The sequence below is a fragment of the Xanthomonas sp. 4461 genome (genome assembly GCF_024806475.1).
Classification (GTDB): domain Bacteria; phylum Pseudomonadota; class Gammaproteobacteria; order Xanthomonadales; family Xanthomonadaceae; genus Xanthomonas; species Xanthomonas arboricola_F.
Map to the genome: position 1 here is coordinate 304,964 of NZ_JANTYV010000001.1, position 21,132 is coordinate 326,095.

Annotated in this window: 14 protein-coding genes and 1 tRNA gene; 3 read left to right on the forward strand and 12 right to left on the reverse strand. The window is 64.1% G+C overall.

The genetic code is table 11. The annotated features are described in order from the left end of the window. Positions 1-394: 394 nt before the first annotated feature. The 9 genes from FHY19_RS01185 to thrS all read right to left on the reverse strand — a co-directional run bounded on the left by FHY19_RS01185 (position 395) and on the right by thrS (position 8,255). Positions 395-471: transfer RNA gene (locus FHY19_RS01185), tRNA-Pro, on the reverse strand. Between the two features lie 61 nt (positions 472-532). Next, a complete protein-coding gene (locus FHY19_RS01190) occupies positions 533-889 on the reverse strand; it encodes a MerR family transcriptional regulator (RefSeq protein WP_005995911.1) in 357 nt (118 codons plus the stop codon). Continuing rightward, the gene (locus FHY19_RS01195) at positions 870-1,169 is read right to left on the reverse strand and encodes an integration host factor subunit alpha (RefSeq protein WP_002811076.1); all 300 of its coding nucleotides are present in this window, start codon (positions 1,167-1,169) and stop codon (positions 870-872) included. Before FHY19_RS01195 ends, FHY19_RS01190 begins: the two co-directional genes overlap by 20 nt. 21 nt (positions 1,170-1,190) lie before the next feature. Continuing rightward, a complete protein-coding gene (gene pheT / locus FHY19_RS01200; protein ID WP_259160951.1) occupies positions 1,191-3,569 on the reverse strand; it encodes a phenylalanine--tRNA ligase subunit beta in 2,379 nt (792 codons plus the stop codon). A gap of 126 nt (positions 3,570-3,695) precedes the next feature. Further along, the gene (gene pheS / locus FHY19_RS01205; RefSeq protein ID WP_259160954.1) at positions 3,696-4,691 is read right to left on the reverse strand and encodes a phenylalanine--tRNA ligase subunit alpha; all 996 of its coding nucleotides are present in this window, start codon (positions 4,689-4,691) and stop codon (positions 3,696-3,698) included. Positions 4,692-4,953: 262 nt separating this feature from the next. Further along, positions 4,954-5,313 (reverse strand): 50S ribosomal protein L20, encoded by a 360-nt coding sequence (gene rplT / locus FHY19_RS01210; protein ID WP_003484828.1) that lies wholly within the window; start codon positions 5,311-5,313, stop codon positions 4,954-4,956. A gap of 10 nt (positions 5,314-5,323) precedes the next feature. Then, the gene (gene rpmI / locus FHY19_RS01215; protein ID WP_002811096.1) at positions 5,324-5,521 is read right to left on the reverse strand and encodes a 50S ribosomal protein L35; all 198 of its coding nucleotides are present in this window, start codon (positions 5,519-5,521) and stop codon (positions 5,324-5,326) included. Between the two features lie 238 nt (positions 5,522-5,759). Then, on the reverse strand, positions 5,760-6,287 hold the full coding sequence (infC, locus tag FHY19_RS01220; RefSeq protein ID WP_074052463.1) for a translation initiation factor IF-3: 528 nt from the start codon (positions 6,285-6,287) through the stop codon (positions 5,760-5,762). A gap of 63 nt (positions 6,288-6,350) precedes the next feature. Then, a complete protein-coding gene (thrS, locus tag FHY19_RS01225) occupies positions 6,351-8,255 on the reverse strand; it encodes a threonine--tRNA ligase (protein ID WP_259160956.1) in 1,905 nt (634 codons plus the stop codon). A 326-nt stretch (positions 8,256-8,581) separates the two neighbouring features. Between thrS and FHY19_RS01230 the strand changes: the two genes are divergently transcribed. Then, a complete protein-coding gene (locus FHY19_RS01230; RefSeq protein ID WP_259160957.1) occupies positions 8,582-9,706 on the forward strand; it encodes a LacI family DNA-binding transcriptional regulator in 1,125 nt (374 codons plus the stop codon). A 368-nt stretch (positions 9,707-10,074) separates the two neighbouring features. Here FHY19_RS01230 and FHY19_RS01235 read toward each other — a convergent pair whose 3' ends face one another. The 3 genes from FHY19_RS01235 to FHY19_RS01245 are packed head-to-tail and all read right to left on the reverse strand — an operon-like array spanning position 10,075 to position 15,409. Then, entirely contained in the window at positions 10,075-11,748 is a 1,674-nt protein-coding gene (locus FHY19_RS01235; protein ID WP_259160959.1) for an alpha-amylase family glycosyl hydrolase, read from the reverse strand. After that, the gene (locus FHY19_RS01240; RefSeq protein WP_259160961.1) at positions 11,748-13,226 is read right to left on the reverse strand and encodes an MFS transporter; all 1,479 of its coding nucleotides are present in this window, start codon (positions 13,224-13,226) and stop codon (positions 11,748-11,750) included. The genes FHY19_RS01235 and FHY19_RS01240 overlap by 1 nt, the downstream gene beginning before the upstream one ends. After that, positions 13,223-15,409 carry a Six-hairpin glycosidase-like protein gene (locus tag FHY19_RS01245; RefSeq protein ID WP_259160963.1) on the reverse strand — a complete coding sequence of 729 codons (2,187 nt, stop codon included), beginning with the start codon at positions 15,407-15,409 and terminating at the stop codon, positions 13,223-13,225. The genes FHY19_RS01240 and FHY19_RS01245 overlap by 4 nt, the downstream gene beginning before the upstream one ends. Before the next feature lie 241 nt (positions 15,410-15,650). Between FHY19_RS01245 and FHY19_RS01250 the strand changes: the two genes are divergently transcribed. After that, complete coding sequence (locus FHY19_RS01250) at positions 15,651-17,774, forward strand: glycoside hydrolase family 97 protein (protein ID WP_259160965.1); 2,124 nt, start codon at positions 15,651-15,653, stop codon at positions 17,772-17,774. A 269-nt stretch (positions 17,775-18,043) separates the two neighbouring features. Then, positions 18,044-20,818 (forward strand): TonB-dependent receptor, encoded by a 2,775-nt coding sequence (locus FHY19_RS01255; protein WP_259160968.1) that lies wholly within the window; start codon positions 18,044-18,046, stop codon positions 20,816-20,818. Positions 20,819-21,132 lie beyond the last annotated feature (314 nt).

Sequence of the window (21,132 nt, forward strand, 5' to 3'; positions counted from 1 at the left end):
CGTACGACAGAGGGTTCATCCCGGGACACCGGGATCACGACGGGTATGACGTGTTGCACTGCACTATGGCACAGAACGATCGCATCGCAAGACGCGGCACGCCATTTTTTTGACGGCGTTGGCCTATTGATTCAAGTTCGTCGTTACCGCGTTAACAAACCGTGATCCACGTTCTAATCCGTTGCTAATGATTTGGAGCGTTTCCGGATACTTAGCATCGTTGTGTGACCTTCGTCCATAGCGAACTGAACCGAAAAAACTGACCGCTAGCCTTCGGTTCATGCTGCACTGCGATATGCCGATCTGCATATCGAGCGAACGCTGCCAGGACACAAAAGTGCAATGGTGCGGCGCAACAAAAAAGCCCATGTCGAACCGACATGGGCTTGATGTTTGGTCGGGGTAGCCGGATTCGAACCGACGACCACTAGTCCCCCAGACTAGTGCGCTACCAGGCTGCGCTATACCCCGAAGATGCTGCATCCCGTCGCGAGGACGGCCTGCGATTATAGCGGCTTTGTGAAACGTTTTCCTAGCGGCGCAGCAGTTGCAGCACTTCTTCCAGTTCCATGCGCACCTGCTTGATGATCTGATTGCTCAGCGCCGACTCGCTTTTGGCGCCATCGCCCTCCAAGCGCAGACGCGCCCCGCCAATGGTATAGCCCTGCTCATAGAGCAGGCCGCGGATCTGCCGAACCATCAGCACATCGTGGCGCTGGTAGTAACGGCGGTTGCCGCGCCGCTTGACCGGCTCCAGGCTCGGAAACTCAGTTTCCCAGTACCGCAGCACATGCGGCTTGACGTCGCACAGTTCGCTGACCTCACCGATGGTGAAATAGCGCTTGGCCGGAATCGGCGGTAGTTCGCGATTACTGCCCGGATCCAGCATAAGCCTCCACCCGCTCCTTGAGCTTCTGGCCAGGACGGAAGGTCACCACCGTCCGGGCCGAGATCGGAATTTCCTCGCCGGTCTTGGGATTGCGACCGGGCCGTTGGTTCTTGCGCCGCAAATCGAAGTTGCCGAACCCCGACAGCTTGACCTGACGCCCCTGCTCCAGCGCATCGCGCAGCACATCGAAAAACGCGTCGACAAATTCCTTCGCCTCACGCTTGTTCAGGCCGACCTCGTCGAACAGACGCTCGGCCATCTCCGCTTTCGTCAATGCCATGCCAATCCCCTGGTTACCGCCTCAACTCCGGATCCGGGCGCGGTGCTCGCGCTCGATCACGGCCACCACATCGGTAACGACCGCATCCACGTCCCGGTCGGTGAGAGTGCGCGAGTTATCCTGCAAAATCAAGCCCATAGCAAGACTCTTGAAACCTGGCTCGACCCCCTGCCCGACATAGCGGTCGAACAGCTGCACCTCGCGCAGCAACGGGCCAACCGTGGTCTGCACGCTGGCCGACAGCGCCGCCCAACTGACCGCCTCCGGCACCAGGAAGGCCAGATCGCGACGCACCGACGGGTACCGCGACAGCTCGCCGGCACGCGGCAGCGCCCGTCGCACCAGCGGCTCCAGCTGCAGTTCGAACGCGATCACATCGACGTCGATCTCCAGCGCCTTGGTCAGCCGCGGATGCACCTGGCCGATCCAGCCGATGCACACGCCATCGCGACAGATATCGGCCGACCGGCCTGGATGCCCGAATGGCTGACTGGAAGGCTGGAACTCCAGCGCCGCGCCGCTGGCTGCTGCCAGTGCCATCAGGTCGCCTTTCACATCGTGAAAGTCCACCTTGCGCGCGGGCTCGCCCCATTGCAACGCCAGCGCATCGCCACAGACCGCGGCAGCGACATGCTGGGATTCCCGAGGGGCAGCGCCTGCCTGCGCGGCGGCGGCAAACACCTTGCCCAGCTCGAACAGCCGCACTCGGCCTGCCTGACGGGCAGCGTTGCGGCCCAATGTGGCGACCAGGCCAGGCAACAGGCGCGGGCGCATGATGGCCAGCTCGGCACTGAGCGGATTGGCCAACGGCACCAGGCCGTCGGTCAACTGCCAGCGCTCCAGCAAGGCGGCATCGACAAAGGCGTAATTGATGGTTTCCTGCAGCTCGCGCGCCACCAGCTGGCGACGCACGCTGAGCTCGTCGAGCTGGGTTTCGCTCGGCATCGCAATCCGGCTTGCCCCGCCCGGCAGCGTGGTCGGCACGCGGTCGTAACCGTGGATACGCGCCAACTCTTCGATCAGGTCTTCTTCGATGGCAATATCGAAGCGACGGCTCGGCGCCATCACCTGCCAGCCTTCGGCAACTGCCTCGATCCGCATGCCGAGCGCGCCCAGGATGCGCACGACCTCGGCGTCATCGATCCGGATGCCCAGCACGCGCGCGATCCGCGCACGCCGCAGCAGGATGTTTGCAGGCTGCGGCAGATGTTGCGGCAGTTGCGCATGCACGACCGGGCCCGGCGTGCCACCGGCCAGTTCCAGCACCAGCCGCGTCGCGACTTCAATCGCCTGCGGCGCCAGCGCCGGGTCCACGCCACGCTCGAAGCGATGACCAGCATCGGTATGCAGCCCGAGCTTGCGGCCACGGCCCATGATCGCGGCCGGATCGAAGTACGCCGACTCCAGGAACACGTTGTGCGTGGTCTCGGTGACGCGCGTGTCCAGCCCACCCATCAGACCGGCCAACGCCACCGGGCGATCGGCATCGGTGATGGTCAGGAAGCTATCGTCCAGCGTGACCTGCCGCCCATCCAGCAGCGCCAGCTGCTCGCCACCGCGCGAACGGCGCACCCCGATCGGGCCCTGCAAGGTATCCAGATCGAAGGCATGCATCGGCTGGCCCAGCTCCAGCATCACGTACTGGGTGATATCCACCAGCAACGACACCGGGCGCACGCCGCTGCGGCGCAGCCGCTCGGCCAGCCATACCGGCGTTTTCGCGGCCGGGTCGATGCCCTCGATCACCCGCCCGCAGTAGCGCGGCGCTTCCTTGCCGGCATTCAACTCCACCGCGAGCGTGCGTGTGGACGCCGACGCGACGGCCCCGGCATCGAATGCCACCACTTCGCTGGCGCACGCTGCGGCCACGTCGAAGGCGATGCCACGCACGCTGAAACAATCGGCACGATTGGGGGTGAGCTTGATTTCGATGCTGGCATCCGGCAAGCCCAGGTAGTCCGCCAGGGCCTGCCCCACCGGCGCATCGTCCGGCAACTCGAACAGCCCGGACGCATCGCCATCCAGGCCCAGCTCCTTGGCCGAGCACAACATGCCGTTGGACGGCACGCCGCGCAAGGTTGCGGCCTTGATCGTCAGCTCGCCGATCTGCGCGCCAACCAGCGCCAGCGGCGCCACCAGACCGGCACGCGCATTGGGCGCGCCACACACGATCTGCAGCAACTCGCCCTGCCCTGCATCGACACTGCAGACCTGCAGGCGATCGGCTTCCGGGTGTCGCACGGCGTCGACGATGCGCGCCACCACCACCTGACCAAGTGCCTCGCCCAACGGCGTGACGTCTTCGACTTCCAGGCCGATCGCCGTCAGCGTGGCGGCAAGTTCCTCGCGCGAGGCCTGGATCGGAACGTGGCTACGCAGCCAATTTTCAGAGAATTTCATGAGGGGCCGGGAATCGGGAATGGAGAATGGGGAATTGCACAAGCAGGGATGCCGGGCCTTCGGAACGGGACCTGCAGAGCGCGTGGCCGCTGCGATTCCCCATTCCCAATTCCCGATTCCCCGCCGTCAGGCGAACTGCCGGAGAAAACGCACGTCGTTTTCGAAGAACGCGCGCAGGTCGTTGACGCCATAGCGCAGCATCGCAAAGCGCTCCACGCCCAGGCCGAAGGCAAAGCCGGTGTAGCGCTCCGGGTCGATGCCGACGCTGCGCAACACGTTAGGGTGCACCATGCCGCAGCCCAGCACTTCCAGCCAACGCGTGCTGCCATCGGGCTGCTGCCAGGCGATGTCCACTTCCGCACCCGGCTCGACGAACGGAAAATAGCTGGGACGAAAACGCATCTCGAAATCGCGCTCGAAGAACGCACGCACGAACTCGGACAAGGTGCCCTTGAGATCGGCGAAAGTCGAATGCTCGTCCACCAGCAACCCCTCGACCTGATGGAACATCGGCGAGTGGGTCTGGTCCGAATCGGAGCGATACACCTTGCCGGCTGCGATCATGCGCAGCGGCGGTGTGTGCGCATCCATGTAACGCACCTGCACACCGGACGTATGCGTACGCAGCAGGCGCCCGTCACCGAAATAGAACGTGTCGTGCATCGCACGCGCCGGATGGTGCGGCGGGAAGTTCAGCGCCTCGAAGTTGTGCCAGTCGTCCTCGATTTCCGGGCCATCGGACAACTCATACCCCAGCCGCGCGAAGATTTCGACGATGCGCTCGAGCGTGCGCGTGACAGGATGCAGACCGCCACGTTCGCTGCGGCGGCCTGGCAGGGTGACGTCGATGCGCTCCCCGGCAAGACGCGCGTCCAGCGCTGCGGTTTCCAGGGTCGCCTTGCGCTCCGACAACGCTGCGGTCAGCGTATCGCGGGTCTGGTTGATCGCCTCGCCGGCGGCCTTGCGCTGGTCGGGCGGCAACGTACCGAGCTGCTTGAGCTGGGCAGTGACGCTGCCGCTCTTGCCCAGCAAGGCGACCCGCAGGGCTTCCAGCTGGTCCGGCGTCTGCGCGGCGGCGACATCGGCCAGCGCGCGCTCGGTCAGGGATTGAATCTCACTCATTGCACTCGCGCCTCAACTGCTCAGCCGAACGGTGTTTCCGGATGCACCGGAATGCATTGCTACTCAAATCGCGTCCTGCCAGGCATCAACTCAACGATGCCGGCCATCTAAAAACGCAAAAGGGGAAGGACTCGCGCCCTTCCCCCTGCATATCTGCTTGCCCTCGCCGGAGGCCTGCACACGAATGCGCAAACCCCGACAAGAAACTACCCTTTCAAAAGTCCGCATATGGATGTGCGGGCTCTTGCAGAGGGACCTGCATTTACGCCGCCAGCGCGCCCTTTGCCTTCTCGGCCAGCGCGGCAAAGCCGGCGGCGTCGTGCACGGCGATATCAGCCAGCACCTTACGGTCCAGGGTGATGCCAGCCTTGAGCAGGCCGTTCATGAAACGGCTGTAGCTCAAGCCGTTGATGCGGGCAGCTGCGTTGATGCGGGTGATCCACAGCGAACGGAAATTACGCTTCTTCTGCTTACGACCAATATAGGCGTACTGCTGCGCCTTGATGACCGCCTGCTTGGCAACGCGGAACACCTTGCGGCGAGCGTTGTAGTAACCCTTTGCCAGGGTCAGAATTTTCTTGTGGCGGCGACGCGCCTGTACGCCACGCTTTACTCGTGCCATGGGTCAGTCCTCAGAGGTAGGGAAGCATACGATCGAGACGGCCAGCGTCCTCGGCACGGACGTGATTCGTCTGCCGCAGGTTGCGCTTCCGCTTGGTCGCTTTCTTCGTGAGGATGTGGCTACGGTTGGCGTGGCCGCACTTGTACTTGCCGGAGGCGGTCTTGCGGAAACGCTTGGCCGCCGCCCGGTTGGTCTTGATCTTGGGCATTGCAATGTCCTTGATGGTGTTTTGTCACTGACACGGGCGGCAGTCTTGCGACCACACTTTCCATCCTTGCCCTTGCCTGCTTGTAAGTCCTTGATCGAACACGATCCGGACAGGTCCTGTACCGCTTGCGCGGCGCCCCGGCAAAACCGGGCCGCGCAGTCTACCCGTTGCCGGGACTTCTTGCAAATCGCTGCTGTCGCCAGCCGGACCGACCCCACCAGGGCCGGTCGCGGTGGAATCAGATCTTCTTCTTGGGCGCGATCATCATGACCATCTGCCGCCCTTCCAGGCGCGGACGGGACTCGATGACGATGTCTTCGCCCAGGTCGGCCTCGATGCGTGCTGCCATCTCGCGACCCAGCTCCTGGTGGCTCATTTCGCGGCCACGGAAGCGGATGTTGACCTTGACCTTGTCGCCCTCTTCCAGGAAGCGGCGCATGTTGCGCAGCTTGATCTGGTAGTCGCCCTCGTCCGTGACCGGACGGAACTTGAGTTCCTTGATCTCGACCTGCTTGGTCTTCTTCTTGGCCTCGTTGGCCTTTTTCTGCTGCTCGAACTTGAACTTGCCGAAATCCATGATCTTGCAGACCGGCGGATCGGCCTGCGGCTGGATTTCGACCAGATCCAGGCCTTCTTCCTCGGCCTTGGCGAGCGCTTCGTCGCGCGACAACACGCCGACCATCTCACCGTCACTGCCGATCACGCGGACGCGCGGCACACGGATTTCTTGGTTCTTGCGGTTCTGTTTGTTGTCAGGGGTACTGATATTGCAATCTCCCAGGGGAATCGAACCGGCGCATCCGGATCATCCAGACCGGCCGGGGTTGGCTCACGCTGCCTGCTCTGCCTGCAGACGCTCGATGAAGGCGGAGACCGACATGGTCCCGAGGTCCTCCCCCGAACGCGTCCGCACGGCGACCGCGCCATTTTCCTTCTCGCGGTCACCGACCACGAGCAGGTAAGGCACGCGTTGCAGCGTATGCTCGCGAATCTTATAACCGATCTTCTCATTACGCAAATCGGCGTTGACACGGAAGCCTTGATTTGCAAGGGTTTTCCGAACCGAGTCCACATATTCAGCCTGAGCGTCGGTGATATTGGCGACAACGACCTGGACCGGGGCGAGCCAGGACGGGAAGGCGCCGGCATGGTGCTCGATCAGAATGCCGATGAAACGCTCCATCGAACCGACGATGGCCCGGTGCAGCATCACCGGATGCTTCTTCTGGCTGTGCTCGTCCACGTACTCGGCGCCGAGGCGGCCGGGCATCATGAAATCGACCTGCATCGTCCCCAGCTGCCAGGTGCGGCCGATGGCGTCCTTGAGGTGGTACTCAATCTTGGGGCCGTAGAAGGCGCCCTCGCCCGGCAGCTCCTGCCACTCCACCCCGCACACGCCTAGCGCGCTGCGCAGCGCGGCTTCGGCCTTGTCCCAGGTGACGTCGTCGCCCAGGCGCTTTTCCGGGCGCAGCGCGATCTTGATCTCGATGTCGTCGAAGCCGAACGCGGTGTAGACCGCCAGTGCCTGCTGGTGGAAGGCGGTGACTTCGGCTTCGATCTGCGATTCCAGGCAGAACACATGCCCGTCGTCCTGGGTGAAGCCGCGCACGCGCAGGATGCCGTGCAGCGCGCCGGAGGGCTCGTTGCGGTGACAGGCGCCGAACTCGCCGTAGCGGATCGGCAGGTCGCGGTAGCTGTGCAGGCCCTGGTTGAACACCTGCACGTGGCCGGGGCAGTTCATCGGCTTGACCGCGTAGGTGCGCTTTTCCGACTCGGTGAAGAACATCGCGTCCTGGTAGTTGTCCCAGTGGCCGGACTTCTGCCACAGCGACACGTCCAGGATCTGCGGGCAACGCACTTCGCCGTAGCCGCTGTCGCGGTAGACCTTGCGCATGTACTGCTCGACCACCTGCCACAGCGACCAGCCCTTGGGATGCCAGAACACCAGGCCGGGCGCCTCTTCCTGCAGATGGAACAGGTCCTGCTGCTTGCCGATGCGGCGATGGTCGCGCTTGTCGGCCTCTTCCATGCGCAGGATGTAGGCGTCCAGCTGCTTCTTGTCGGCCCAGGCGGTGCCGTAGATGCGCTGCAGCTGCTCGTTCTTGGCATCGCCGCGCCAGTAGGCACCGGAAATGCGGGTCAGCTTGAAGGCCTTGAGGAAGCGCGTATTGGGTACGTGCGGGCCGCGGCACATGTCCACGTATTCCTGGTGGTAGTACAGGCCCATCGCGGTGATGTCCTCGGACATGTCCTCGATCAGGCGCAGCTTGTACTCCTCGCCGCGCTGGGCGAACACCTCGATCACCTCGGCGCGCGGGGTGACCTTCTTGATCACGTCGTAATCCTGCGCGATCAGTTCCTGCATGCGCTGCTCGATCGCGGCCATGTCGTCCGGCGTGAATGGGCGCTCGCTGTAGATGTCGTAGTAGAAGCCTTCGGCGATGACCGGGCCGATCACCATCTTGACCTCCGGGTACAGCTGCTTGACCGCATGCCCGACCAGATGCGCGCAGGAGTGGCGGATGATCTCCACGCCTTCGGCGTCCTTGGCGGTGATGATGCGCAGGCTCGCGTCATGGTCGATGAGGTCGCTGGCGTCGACCAGCTGGCCATCGACCTGGCCGGCGATGGTGGCCTTGGCCAGGCCGGCGCCGATCGACTGGGCGACCTGCATCACCGAGACGGGGGATTCGAATTCGCGGCGGCTGCCGTCGGGGAGCGTGATATTGATCATGGGCAAGAATGGGGTCTGGGCTGGCTGCAGCGGTCCGCTGCCATGGGAGATCTGCCCACTGCTGGACAGGCTCGGAAAGAGAAGAACGAGAAGTGCTGCGGAAGACAACGGCACGCGGGCGCTAGCTGCGCAGGGGCCGGTCCCGGTCAACGGTGGGCGGTGGTAGTGCTCATGTCGCACGCTGGGCCGGCGCGGAGCGCGGGCCACCTTCTCGCAAGGGGTCTTGGGCATGAATGGTAAACCAATCAGGCGACCACTGTGCAGGGCGGCACGGCGCCGCCGGGCGCGTGGCATGATGCCGGCCACTTGTCCTGCCGTTGCCGACCATGACCATCAAGGGTAAAGCCACCTCGCTGGATATCGCCTATCTGGCCGGTGTATCGCAGCCGACCGTCTCGCGCGCGTTGCGCGGCAGCCCGATGGTCAACGAGGAAACGCGCAAGCGCATCCTGCGCATCGCGCGCGAACTGAACTACAAGGTCGACAAGAACGCCTCCTCGCTGCGGCTGCGCAACGCCGGCACGCTGGCGCTGCTGTTCTTCGAAGACCCCACCGCCGACGATTCGCTGATCAACCCGTTCTTCCACTCGATGCTGGGCTCGATCACCCGCGCCTGCGCGCTGCAGGGCTACGACCTGCTGGTATCGTTCCAGCAGCTGTCCAAGGACTGGCAGGCCGATTACGAAGACAGCAACAAGGCCGACGGCATCATCTTGCTGGGCTATGGCGACTACCAGCAATCGCGCCAGCGGTTGCAGCTGCTGGTCGAGCAAGGCACGCATTTCGTCCGCTGGGGCGCGGCGCTGCCGGGCCAGCCGGGCATTTCGATCGGCAGCGACAATTATCAGGGCGGCCTGGACATCACCGAGCACCTGTTGGCGCAGGGGTGTCGACGGATCGCGTTTCTGGGCCACGCGTCCAACCACTATCCCGAATTCGAAGAACGCTACCGGGGCCATGTCGCGGCACTGGCGCAGCAGGATCTGGTCGCCGATGCCGGGCTGCAGTTCGATGCGATCACCACCGAGTCGTCCGGGCATGCGGCCTGCCTGGCGCTGCTGGACAGCGGCAAGGCATTCGACGCGGTCTGCGCGGCCAGCGACCTGATCGCGATCGGTGCGATGCGTGCCCTGCGCGAGCGCGGCCTGCGCGTGCCGCAGGACGTGGCGATCAGCGGTTTTGACGATATTGCATTGGCGGCTTCGGTTGCGCCTGCCTTGTCCACCGTGCAGCAGGACACCAAGCAGGCCGGCACGCTGTTGGTGGAAAGCCTGGTCGCGCTGATCCGTGGCGAAGCGGCGCAGAGCCGCACGATCCCGGTGCGCCTGGCATTGCGCGATTCCTCGCGCAGCAGCGGGCTGCAGCCGCCGCTGGGTTGGACGCCGTCGCCGGCAACGGAGTCCGGTGACGCGATGTGCGGACAGGCAGCCAGCGGAGTTGCTGGGCGCTGAGGATAGGGAATCGGGAATCGGAATTCGGAATTCGGAATTCGGAATTCGGAATTCGGGATTCGGGATTCGGGATTCGTTAGAGCATGCATGGCCGGCTGCAGGATCGATCGCGATCCGCCGAACCCGTTGTAGGAGCGCGCTGGCGCGCGATGAAGCACTACCGGTGACGCCCCATCGCGCGCCAGCGCGCTCCTACCGGTTGCGAAGGTTGCGCGCAGCTTGCTCGTTGATCGGCGTATCCAAAGAAGATACGCCAATGCATGCGTGGCGGGCTGCAAATCTCGTCGCGGCCATCGAATGCTTCGCAGGAGCGCACCCGGGCGCGACGGGGCGTTCCCGGCAAGCCCAAGTCGCGCCCGGGTGCGCTCCTACCTGTTGCGGGCGTCGCGCGCGGCTTGATCGGCCATCTGCGCGTCGAGTTGCTTGCGCAATGCGGGATCGGTGATCGGCGCATCCGACAGCAGTACGCGCACGCCGTGCGCGGGCACCGGAAGCCGCAAGCGCCCCTGCACCGGCACCTGCTCGCCGCTCATCGCGTCGCGCCAGGTACCAGGCTGCAGAAAGCGCGTCACTTCGATGTTCGCCGCCGCATCCTCCTTGTTCAGTAGCACCAGCGCGGTCTGGCTGGTACCCACGTGCTGGTAGACGCGAAAGAACGCCGCCTGGTTTCCGCGCAGCAGCACATCCACCTGCACGCCGCGCTGCAGTGCCGGAGTGTCGCGGCGCAGGCGGGCGATCTGTTGCAGCGGGCCGAAGATCGGGCTTTGCGGTGCGGCCTTGATGCGCTCCACGCCGAAGTAATTACGGTTGCCCGCATGCTCGGCGCGTCCACGCATGAAGCCGATTTCCGAGCCGTAATAGATCACCGGGATGCCGCGCGCGGTGAACAACCAGTTATGTGCATCGATAAAACCGGTGTCGCTGGCGTCCAGCCGCGCCATGTCGTGGTTGTCGTAAAAGCTCATCAGCTCGTACGGGTTGGCGTAAGGCCCCTGACGCAGAAACAACGGCCCGGCGAGCTGTTCGAAGCCCGCCTGCGCGTGGCCGAAGACGTCCGACAGCTGCTGCTTCAACGGAAAATCCAGCACGCTCACGCCGGCGTTGCGTGCCCAGGTGTGGCCGGCAATCTTGTCGGCGTCGTAATCGAACGCTTCGCCGAACATGAAAAATCCCGGGCGTTTTTCGCGGATGCGCGCAACGAAGGCATGCCAGAAGCGGTCCGGCATCCAGCCGATGGTGTCGATACGGAACGCATCGCCCCCCTGCTCCATCCATTGCAGATAGGCACCGGCCAGGTAATCCAGCACCGCCGGATTGTTCTCGTTGAGGTCGGACAATTCCGCCAGACCACCCCCGGTGTTGTAGAAGGCATGCAATGGGTTGTGCTGCGGGTCCAGTTGCGCAGGCGGCAGATTCTGATGGTCGGCAACCAGGCGGCCGCGCGCATCGTAGAGCTTGCCGAAACCTGGCTGCGCCACCGGCATGGTGTAAGCCGGCGAGCCATGATTGCCGACGATATCCAGCACCACCTTCAGCTGGTTGGCATGCATGGCGCGAGTGAAGCCGGCAAAATCCAGGCCCGGGCTAGGAAGATGCTCGTCGAGCTTATAGAAGTTCACGCCCCAGTAACCGTGATAGCCGGTCTTGCCGTGGTCGCTGAGCGTGCTGCCGCAGGTGATCGGCTTGCCGCCGGTAAATGCCTGGTCCGGGTTGTCGACGATCGGCGTGATCCAGACTGCGCCGAACCCCAGGTCGCGAATGTAGTCGGCGTGATCGACGATGCCTTTGAAATCGCCGCCAAGGTAGCCGATGTTGTCGTCGCTGCCATCGGCGCACGGCGTGGGCACATCGAAGGTGCGATATGCACCCCCCTGCTCGCGCTGATCGTTGCCCAGGTCGCCGTTGACGAAACGGTCGGTGACCACGAAGTACACCGCATCGGCGGCGAACGGCTCCAAGGTGCCGTAATACTCCCTGGAGGCAGGTGCGGCGCATGCCACGCCCGCATACATCGTCAACGCCACATAGATCGCACTACGCATCACTGCCCTCCCGAGGCGACGGGGACCCGCACCACGCATACGCCCGCGACCAACAGGCTGAGCCCGCCGATGGCCAATGCATAGATCGGCTGGCCGCCCAACCAGACGCGCAGCACAAAGCCCAGCGCACTGGCAGCGACCAACTGCGGAATCACGATAAAGAAATTGAAGATGCCCATGTACACGCCCATCTTGGCGGCGGGCACGCTGTCGGACAGCAAGGCGTAAGGCAGCGAGAGAATCGATGCCCAGGCAAAACCGACGCCCAGCATGGACAGCAGCAACCACTGCGGGTCACGAATCACCAACATCGACAGCAGGCCCGCAGCGCCCAGCCACAGATTGCACAGGTGGCTCCAGCGCAGGCCGACTGCACGCACCAACACGGGAATGACCAACGCTGCCAGCGCTGCAAATCCGTTGTAGGCGCCGAACAGCACACCTACCCAGTTCGCGCCATCGTTATAGGCCGCCGAGACCGTATCGGCGGCGCCGAAGTGCACCTGTGTGACCGCTGCCGTGGTGTAGATCCACATCGCAAACAGCGCAAACCACGAAAAAAACTGCACCCAGGCCAGGCGTCGCATGGTCGTCGGCATGCTGCGCAAGTCCTGCACGATGACGACCAGCATGCTGGCGCCCGGCAGCAGCCGCGTCAACGCGAGCAGCGCACCATAGGCGATGCACAGGCCGGCCAGCACGTACAGCATGCGATCGCCGTGCTGCCAGGCGATGGCCGAAGCCAGCAATACGCCAGCAACGCACCACGCCGCGCTTGATGCCCGCGACGGCAGCGCACCGCTGCCTGCGTGCGTTGCAGCAGGCGGGTGCGCGTCGTCGAAGCTGGACAGCTGCGCCGGGCTGTACTCGCGCGTGCGCAGCACTGTCCATGCGATCGAGAGGAACAACACCGCCGCGCCCAGGTAGAACGCGTAGCGCACGCTGTCGGGCAGTTGCCCCGGCGGTGCGGCGTTGGCAACGCCCCAGCGCGTGAGCAACCACGGCAGAAAGCTCGCCACGATCGCGCCGACACCGATGAAGAAGCTCTGCATCGCATAGCCGGTAGGGCGCTGCGCGGGTGGCAGCTGGTCGCCCACCAGCGCGCGGAATGGCTCCATCGAGATATTGATCGATGCATCCAGTACCCACAGCGTGCCGGCGGCAATCCACAGCAAGGGCGCGTTGGGCATCACCAGCAGCGCCAGCGTAGTGAACACCGCGCCCACCATGAAATACGGGCGCCTCCGGCCCCAGGGCGTCCAGGTACGATCGGACAGATACCCGATGATGGGCTGCACGACCAGCCCGGTGAGCGGCGCGGCAATCCATAGCCCCGGTACATCGTCGACTTGCGCGCCGAGGGTCTGGAAAATGCGGCTGGCATTGGCGTTCTGCAGCGCAAACCCGAACTGGATGCCGAGAAAGCCGAAGCACATGTTCCAGATCTGCCAGAAGCTCAGGCGTGGTTTGGCGGTCACGGTGCGATCTCCCCGATGGCTGCCGGCCCGACGATCAACGCGCTGATCTGTGCCGTGTTGACCACCCCGTCGCGACCGCCACGGCCGCCGTTGTACTGCGCAAAGTGCGCCAGTGCGCTCATGTTGAAGCCATCGTCCAGCCGAAACGCGCAGGCCTGCCCGGCCACCACATCGAACGTCGCCTGCGTGGACACCTGCTCGCCCACGCTATGCGGCATCACGATGACGTGCGATTGCGCGGGTTTGCCCGGGCATTCCAGCACCAGCCGTTTCACCGCCGCAGTGACGCCGGTATTGATCGGGCCATTGTCGTTGCGATAGCGCAGCGACACCCGATGCGGGCCGCTACGCGATGGCTTCCATTTCCAGGCTTGGTTACCGCGCAGTTCCTGCGCCGGCCCGAGCGTCAACGAAGGACCGTGCAGCGATTCGATGCCTGCCGCACGTCGGGTCAGGCTGAGCACATGCAACACGCCGTCACCGGCAAGATCCCAGTGTTCACTTGCATCCAACGCACGGCCATCCATGTACAGCGTCGTGCCTGCGGGAATGGCGATGCGATGACCGCCGCCCTGCCGTAGCGCAACCGGCAACGCAGGCGTTTGCGGTGCAAACACCTGCACCGGCTGCGGCGGTGCGGCCAGATCGGCCTTGCGACCGACCAACTGCACCTGCGTTGTCTGGCCCTGCCGGGTAACGCGACCGGCCACCAGCAAGTCGCCTTCTTCGTTGATGGGGCGCTGCAAGACATAGCGCCGTGCGCCCTGCTCCAGCACGATCTGCTGGCGCTCGCCGAACAGCAGCGGCAGCAGACTACCCGGCAATTTCGGGGTGACGCTGCCATCGGCAGAGACACCGAACACGCCTTCCAGCACTGCGGAGAGATAACCCGCAACCGACCACAGCTGACGCGGCGAATTCACCACCGGGCCGCTGCGTGCGCCATCTTCCACATGCACGGCCAAGCTTTGCATCTCGTAGTTTTCCATGTTGGAGCCGGCCAGCGCACTGCCGCGCATCAGCGATTGCAGCTCCACTGCGATGCGTGGCGCATCGTCCAGCGCACGCGCTGCACGCAAGGCGTAGGCGCTGACGAATGGCCAGATGGCGCGATTGTGATAAATCGGTTGCGCCGCCTCCTGCGGCCACACCACCGGGCTGCCACCGGCAACCACCGGATAATTGCGCAGCGCCGTGCGTGCCCGCTCTGCGGGGAACACATCGGCCAGCACGCCCAGCGACACACCCAGCAGATCGACCTTGGCGTAGCGCACCGGATGCGCCGCGGTGCCGAGATAACTCACATACTGGCTGCTGTCTGCATCCCAGAAGCGTGCATCGATGGCCCGACGCAAGGCATCGGCCCACTGCGCGTAATCGGCAGCGCGTGCGTCGCCATGCTGGCGTGCCAGCTGCTCGACCAGACGTAGCGCCTGGTAATGCAACACATTGGTCGATAGCGCAAACGAGTCGGCGATGAAGCCTACGTTCTCGCGCGTCCACTCCGGATAGGTTTGCTCGCGCCAGTCCAGAAACGAGGTTTCTCCACGGTAGAGGCCGATCTGCGCATCGAACACTGCATCGCGATCCTGCGCAAGGGTGGCCTGCAGCGCCTGCCAGACGTCTTGCGCAAAGTCCTTGTCGTCCAGCAATCCGCGCGCGGCCAGAAACCACACCACCCGGTCGCTGCTGATCGGCCAGCTGCCACCGGAGCCGGTATCCTGCGCAACGAACACGCCAGGCGTGCGTCCGTCGCGTGCGGCCGACAGCTTGAAGCGCAGTGCATTGCGTGTGCGCTCCGGCTCCAGCCGCGCCAGCGCAAGATCGGCGGCAAAACTGACATCGCGGGTCCACACATACGGCCAGCGTTCGCCGGTCTCGAAGCACTTGCATGGCACCGGCTTGCCAGCGTTGAAGGCCGGATCGCGGATCGCATCGACACGGTCGTCGGCCAACTCCTGCTGGGCCAACGCGAACAAGGCGTCGAACATCGGGCTGGCGGTGTGCGTGCGCATCGGCTGCGCCGCAATGCGGCGCTCGCCCTGCGGCCATCGCAACACGAAACCGCCATCGTCCAGCGCCTGCGCCTGGGCGCGGCGCCCCTGAAATTCCAACTCATCGGCCAATACCGGCGAGCTTGCCGCAACGCCGAACGTTGCAGCCATGCAGATCATCTTCAGCATCGAAGCGGCGAGACGGCTCGCGCCGTCGGCCTTCCTCCCTCGTTGCACGCGTTGTGGTGCGCGGCACGGGCGTGCCACGGTCGCGGACCCTCCCAGGTGCCGTACGCCATGGTAGACGCGCACCCTGCCCCGGCGCACCACTGCATACGTATTCATGGCAGCAACGGGCATGCAGCACGGCGCTTGGACGGCGTAGCGCTGCATAGTCGCCGCTTCTGCATCGGCCGCCTTGGGAGGGGATATGCCGCTGTCTTCATGTCGAGCACGCTCGACGCTGGGCGCGCGCTGGATCGCGCGCCTGCTGTTGCTCGCCTGCATCGCGAGCGTGGCGCCAATGCTGCATGCCGAGGTCACCACGATCGATGTCGCCTCGCCCGGCAAGATCCTGCAGGTGAGCCTGGAGCTGGATGGCGGCACGCCGTACTACCGCGTGCAACGCCTGGGCCAGCCGGTGCTGCAGCGTTCACGGCTGGGTTTCAATCTGCGCGACGGACGCCTGGACCGCGGACTGGTGGTGCTGTCGCAGACACGCCAGAGTCATGACGACACCTGGGAGCAACCCTGGGGCGAAACCCGCCTGGTCCGCAACCACTACAACGAATTGCGTGTTCGCCTGGGCGAGCGTGACGGTGCGCAGCGTAGCTTCGAGGTCGTCTTTCGCGTCTACGACGATGGGCTGGGCCTGCGCTATCACTTTCCCGAACAAGCCGGCCTGCGCGAAGCGATCGTCGACGACGAACTCACCGAATTCGCCATTGCTCAACACGCCGATGCATGGTGGATTCCGGCGGGCGAACCGATCCATTACGAGTATCTCTACAACCGCACGCCACTGAATCAACTCACCCTGGCCCACACGCCGCTCACGCTACGTACCGACAGCGGGCTGCATCTCGCACTGCACGAAGCGGCGTTGGTGGACTACGCGGGAATGTGGCTGCGTCGCACCGACGACCAGCGCCTGCGCGCACAGTTATCGCCCGCAGCCGAAGGCTGGAAGGTGCGCCGCACCCTGCCGTTCGATACGCCGTGGCGCACGCTACAGATCGCCGATCAGGCCACCGGCCTGGTGGAATCGAACCTGATCCTCAACCTCAACGAGCCCAATGCGCTGGGCAATGTGGACTGGGTCAAGCCGTCCAAGTACGTCGGTGTGTGGTGGTCGATGCATCTCAACCAACAGACCTGGGCCACCGGGCCCAAACACGCGGCCACCACCGCCACGACCCGGCGCTACATCGACTTTGCCGCCGCACACGGATTTCGTGGTGTGCTGGTCGAAGGCTGGAACCCGGGCTGGGACGGCGAATGGTTCGGCAACGGAGGTAGCTTCGATTTCACAAGATCCACGCCGGACTTCGACCTTCCCGCGTTGAGCACGTACGCCGCGGGCAAAGGCGTGCATCTGATCGGCCATCATGAAACGGGGTGCGCAGTGGACCATTACGAGGAGCAGATCGCCGAGGCGATGGACCTGTACGCACGCTTCGGCGTGGACTCGGTCAAGACCGGCTATGTCTGCGACGACGGCCAGGTGGAGCGACGCAACCCTGCAGGCGGCGTGCCGCTGCGCGAGTGGCACGACGGCCAGTGGATGGCACGCCACCACCTGCGCGTGGTGCGCGAGGCAGCCGAGCAGCATATCGCCGTCAACGCACATGAACCGATCAAGGACACCGGCCTGCGCCGCACCTATCCTAACTGGATCTCGCGCGAAGGCGCGCGCGGCATGGAATACAACGCCTGGGGGCAGCCGCCCAATCCGCCGGAACACGAGGTCAACCTGGTGTTTACGCGCCTGCTCGCCGGGCCGATGGATTACACGCCGGGTATCGTCAGCCTGCAGGGCCGCAACGGCCAGGCCATCCCCAGCACGTTGGCGCGGCAACTGGCGCTGTATGTGACGCTGTATAGCCCGATCCAGATGGCCGCCGACCTGCCCGAGCATTATCTGCAGCATCGCGACGCATTCCGCTTCATCGAAGACGTCGCAGTGGACTGGGACCAGACCCGCGCATTGAATGGCGAAGTGGGCGACTACGTGACCATCGCGCGCAAGGACCGGCATAGCCGCGAATGGTTCCTGGGCAGCATCACCGACGAATACGGTCGCCTGCTGCAGGTGCCGCTGGGCTTTCTCGAACCCGGCGTGCGCTATACCGCGCAGATCTATCGCGATGGCGACGGCGCCGATTACGTGAGCAACCCGTTCGCCTTCGTGCGCGAAGAGCGCCAGGTCGGCAGCACCGACACTCTCGAGGTGCGCCTGGCCCCCGGTGGAGGCCAGGCTGTCCGCTTCGTACCGATGGATGGCAACCGTTGCGTGATGCGTCGCAACACGTTGCTTCGCATCCACCGCCATTGATTGCATGTCGCTGCGACATCCGACTGCTGTAGATCCCGTATCGCACCGATGGGCACCCGGCAGCGACCGTTTCGTGCGCGGGATATGCCATGTGGAATCGATTTCATTGCCGTTGTGCGGGTTGAATACGTATGCAGCAGCCGTTTGCATGCGGGTGCGGTGTCTACCATACGTTGCAGTCGTGACGTCCGTCCGGGCGTGCGACGCATGACATCCAGGCGTCTGCCGGATCAAAAAATCAAAGAACAACATGTACCTGGGAGGGGAAAATGTTGAAGCACAAGCGCTCCGCGCTGAGTATCGCCCTGGCCGTTGCCATGGCACCGACGCTGGCTGCCGCGCAATCGGCAACGCCTGCACAAGCCACCGGCACCGAACAACCCGCGTCCGAGCAAGCAACCGGCGCAGTCACCGAGTTGGACAAGGTCCAGGTCACCGGCCTGCGCCGCGCGATAGAAGGCGCCATCTCGGTTAAGCGTGATTCCACCTCGATCGTGGAAGCCATTTCGGCCGAAGACATCGGCCGCCTGCCCGACGTCAGCATCGCCGAATCGCTTGCGCGCCTGCCTGGCTTGGCCGCGCAGCGCGTGGCCGGTCGCGCGCAGGTGATCAGCGTGCGCGGCCTGTCGCCGGACTTTTCCACCACCCTGCTCAATGGCCGCGAAGTGGTCAGCACCGGCGATAACCGCAGCGTGGAATTCGACCAGTATCCGTCCGAGCTGGTCAGCGGCGTCACCGTCTACAAGACCCCGGACGCCGGCCTGGTCGGCCAGGGCCTGTCCGGCACCGTCGACATGCAGACCGCACGCCCGCTCAGCTACAACGAGCGGGTGATCGCCATCGGCGGCCGTTACCAGCGCAATTCGCTGGGCAAGGCTGCCAATGTCGACCCCTACGGCAACCGCTTCAATGTCAGCTACATCGACCAGTTCGCCGACCGCACCATCGGCCTGACCATCGGCTACGCCCACACCGACATGCCGATCCAGGAGAACCAGGTGGGTTTGTACGAACCCTGGCAGCCGGTCAACGCACAGCGCCAGCGTCCCGGCGTCGCCGACGGCGTGTATTTCTCCGACGGCATCAAGGCGCTGCGACGCACAGGCAACCAGAAGCGCGATGGCGTCATGGCCACGCTGCAGTATCGCCCGTCCAATGCCTGGACCAGCACGCTCGATGCCTTCCATACCGAGGCCGAGCAGATCGACACGGCCAACCAGTTCGAGCTCAACCTGAGCAACTACAACGGCGGCTATACGCCGGGCCTGAACATCACCGATGTGCGCGTCAACGACAACGGCAGCTTCATCGGCGGCACCGCCAGTGGCGTCTATCCGCTGGTGCGCGGCATGTACAACAAGCGCGAAGACAAGATCGAAGCATTTGGCTGGAACAACGAAATCACTGCCGGTGCGGTCAAGATCATCGCCGACCTGAACTACTCCAAGGCCACCCGCGACGAACTGAACCTGGAGAACAACCTCCAGCGGGCGCCCATGCCGCAACTGGACACGGTGGGAGTGTCGGTCGCCGGCAACGGCTTCTCGCGGCTGGCGCCGGGCATGAATTATTCCAATCCGGACGAGCTGTTCCTCACCAACACCATCTACGGCTCCGGCTACGGCAAGGTGCCACGCGTGGAAGACGTGCTGAAGGGCGCGCGCCTGCAGGCAAGCTTCCCCATGCCCGAAGCGCTGAGCTGGTTTTCCGATCTGGACGTGGGCGTCAACTACGCAAATCGCGAAAAGCAGAAGACCCAGCCGGAGGGCAACATCACGCTGGGCGCGCAGGGCGAAGCCACGGTGGCGGCGGATCTGCAATACGCCCCGGTCAATCTCGGCTTTGCCGGTCTCGGATCTCTGCCTGCCTGGAACGTACCGGCCGCAGTATCGCGCTACATGCTATTCAACCCCAGCGACGATGCCTCGTTCCTGGTGTCCAAGGCCTGGACGGTCGAAGAGAAGATCACCACCGCCTGGCTACGCGCCAACATCGATACCGAATGGGGCGAAGTGGGTGTTCGCGGCAATATCGGCGTGCAGCTGCAGAGCGCCGACCAATCCTCGCAAGCCAATTACTGGGATGCCTCGCAACCGCCTGGCAGCGAAGTGCGCCCGATCGACGACGGCAAGAAGTACCGCGACTGGTTGCCCAGCCTGAATCTGGCCTTCCAGTTCCCGTACGAGCAGACGCTGCGCTTTGCGATGGCCAAACAGGTCGCACGCCCGCGGGTGGACCAGCTACGCGCCTCGCTGGAGTTCGGCGTGGACACCTCCACCGGCCGGCCAGGCGCAAGCGGCGGCAACCCGATGCTCGACCCCTGGCGTGCAAACGCCATCGACCTCTCGTACGAAAAATATTTCGCCGAGCGCGCCTATGTGGCAGCTGCGTTCTTCTACAAGGACCTGAAGAGCTACATCTACACCCAGAGCCGCGACAACTACGACTTCTCCGCACTGGTTGCCGGCTACGTGCCGCCGCCGGGCTCGGCGCCGGTGCTCACCACCGGCACCTTCAGCGCACCGTTCAATGGCAAGGGCGGCACGTTGCGCGGCGTCGAGCTCACTGCATCGCTGCCCCTGGACCTGCTGTTCGCACCGCTGGAAGGCTTCGGCATCCAGGCCAGCGCCACCTTCAACGACAGCGACGTCAAGATCCGCGACCCGGAAAGCGCCTCCAGCGTGGGCGATGGCGAAATCAGCCTGCCCGGCCTGTCCGAACGCGTGTACAACCTCACCGCGTATTACGAGCACAAGGGCTTCGAAGCGCGCGTCAGCCAACGTCGCCGCTCGGACTTCATCGGCGAGATCGGCAACTTCAACGGCAACCGCACCCTGCGCTACGTGGTCGGCGAAAACATCACCGACGCGCAGATCAGCTACAACTTCAGCGACAACAGCAGCCTGACCGGCCTGACCCTGCTGCTGCAGGCCAGCAACCTCAGCAACTCGCCGTATCGCACCTATGCAGAAACCAAGGACCGCCCGCTCGAATACATCGAATGGGGCCGCACCTTCGTGCTGGGTGTGAACTACAAGTTCTGATCTGCTGCAGCACCAAACAGTGGCGCTATAGCCCTTCTCCCCCGGGAGAGGGGTTGGGGCGAGGGTACGGGGTTCAGGGAAACACAATCAGCTCCAGGTGTACTGCTTTCATAATTCTCTAGATTATTCAGAAGTGGCTGCTCTCCAATCCGCGCAATGCAACCCAAAGCGCGCCGCTCCAGAACCTCCAGATGGTGCCTACTCAGAAGCCGCCGGTCAAAGACCCGCGGCTTTTCTTTTGAATGAGTACCACCGCCATTCGGGTAAACGCGATCACCACGGGAGCAGCTAGTAACAAGACCATGCATACGCCA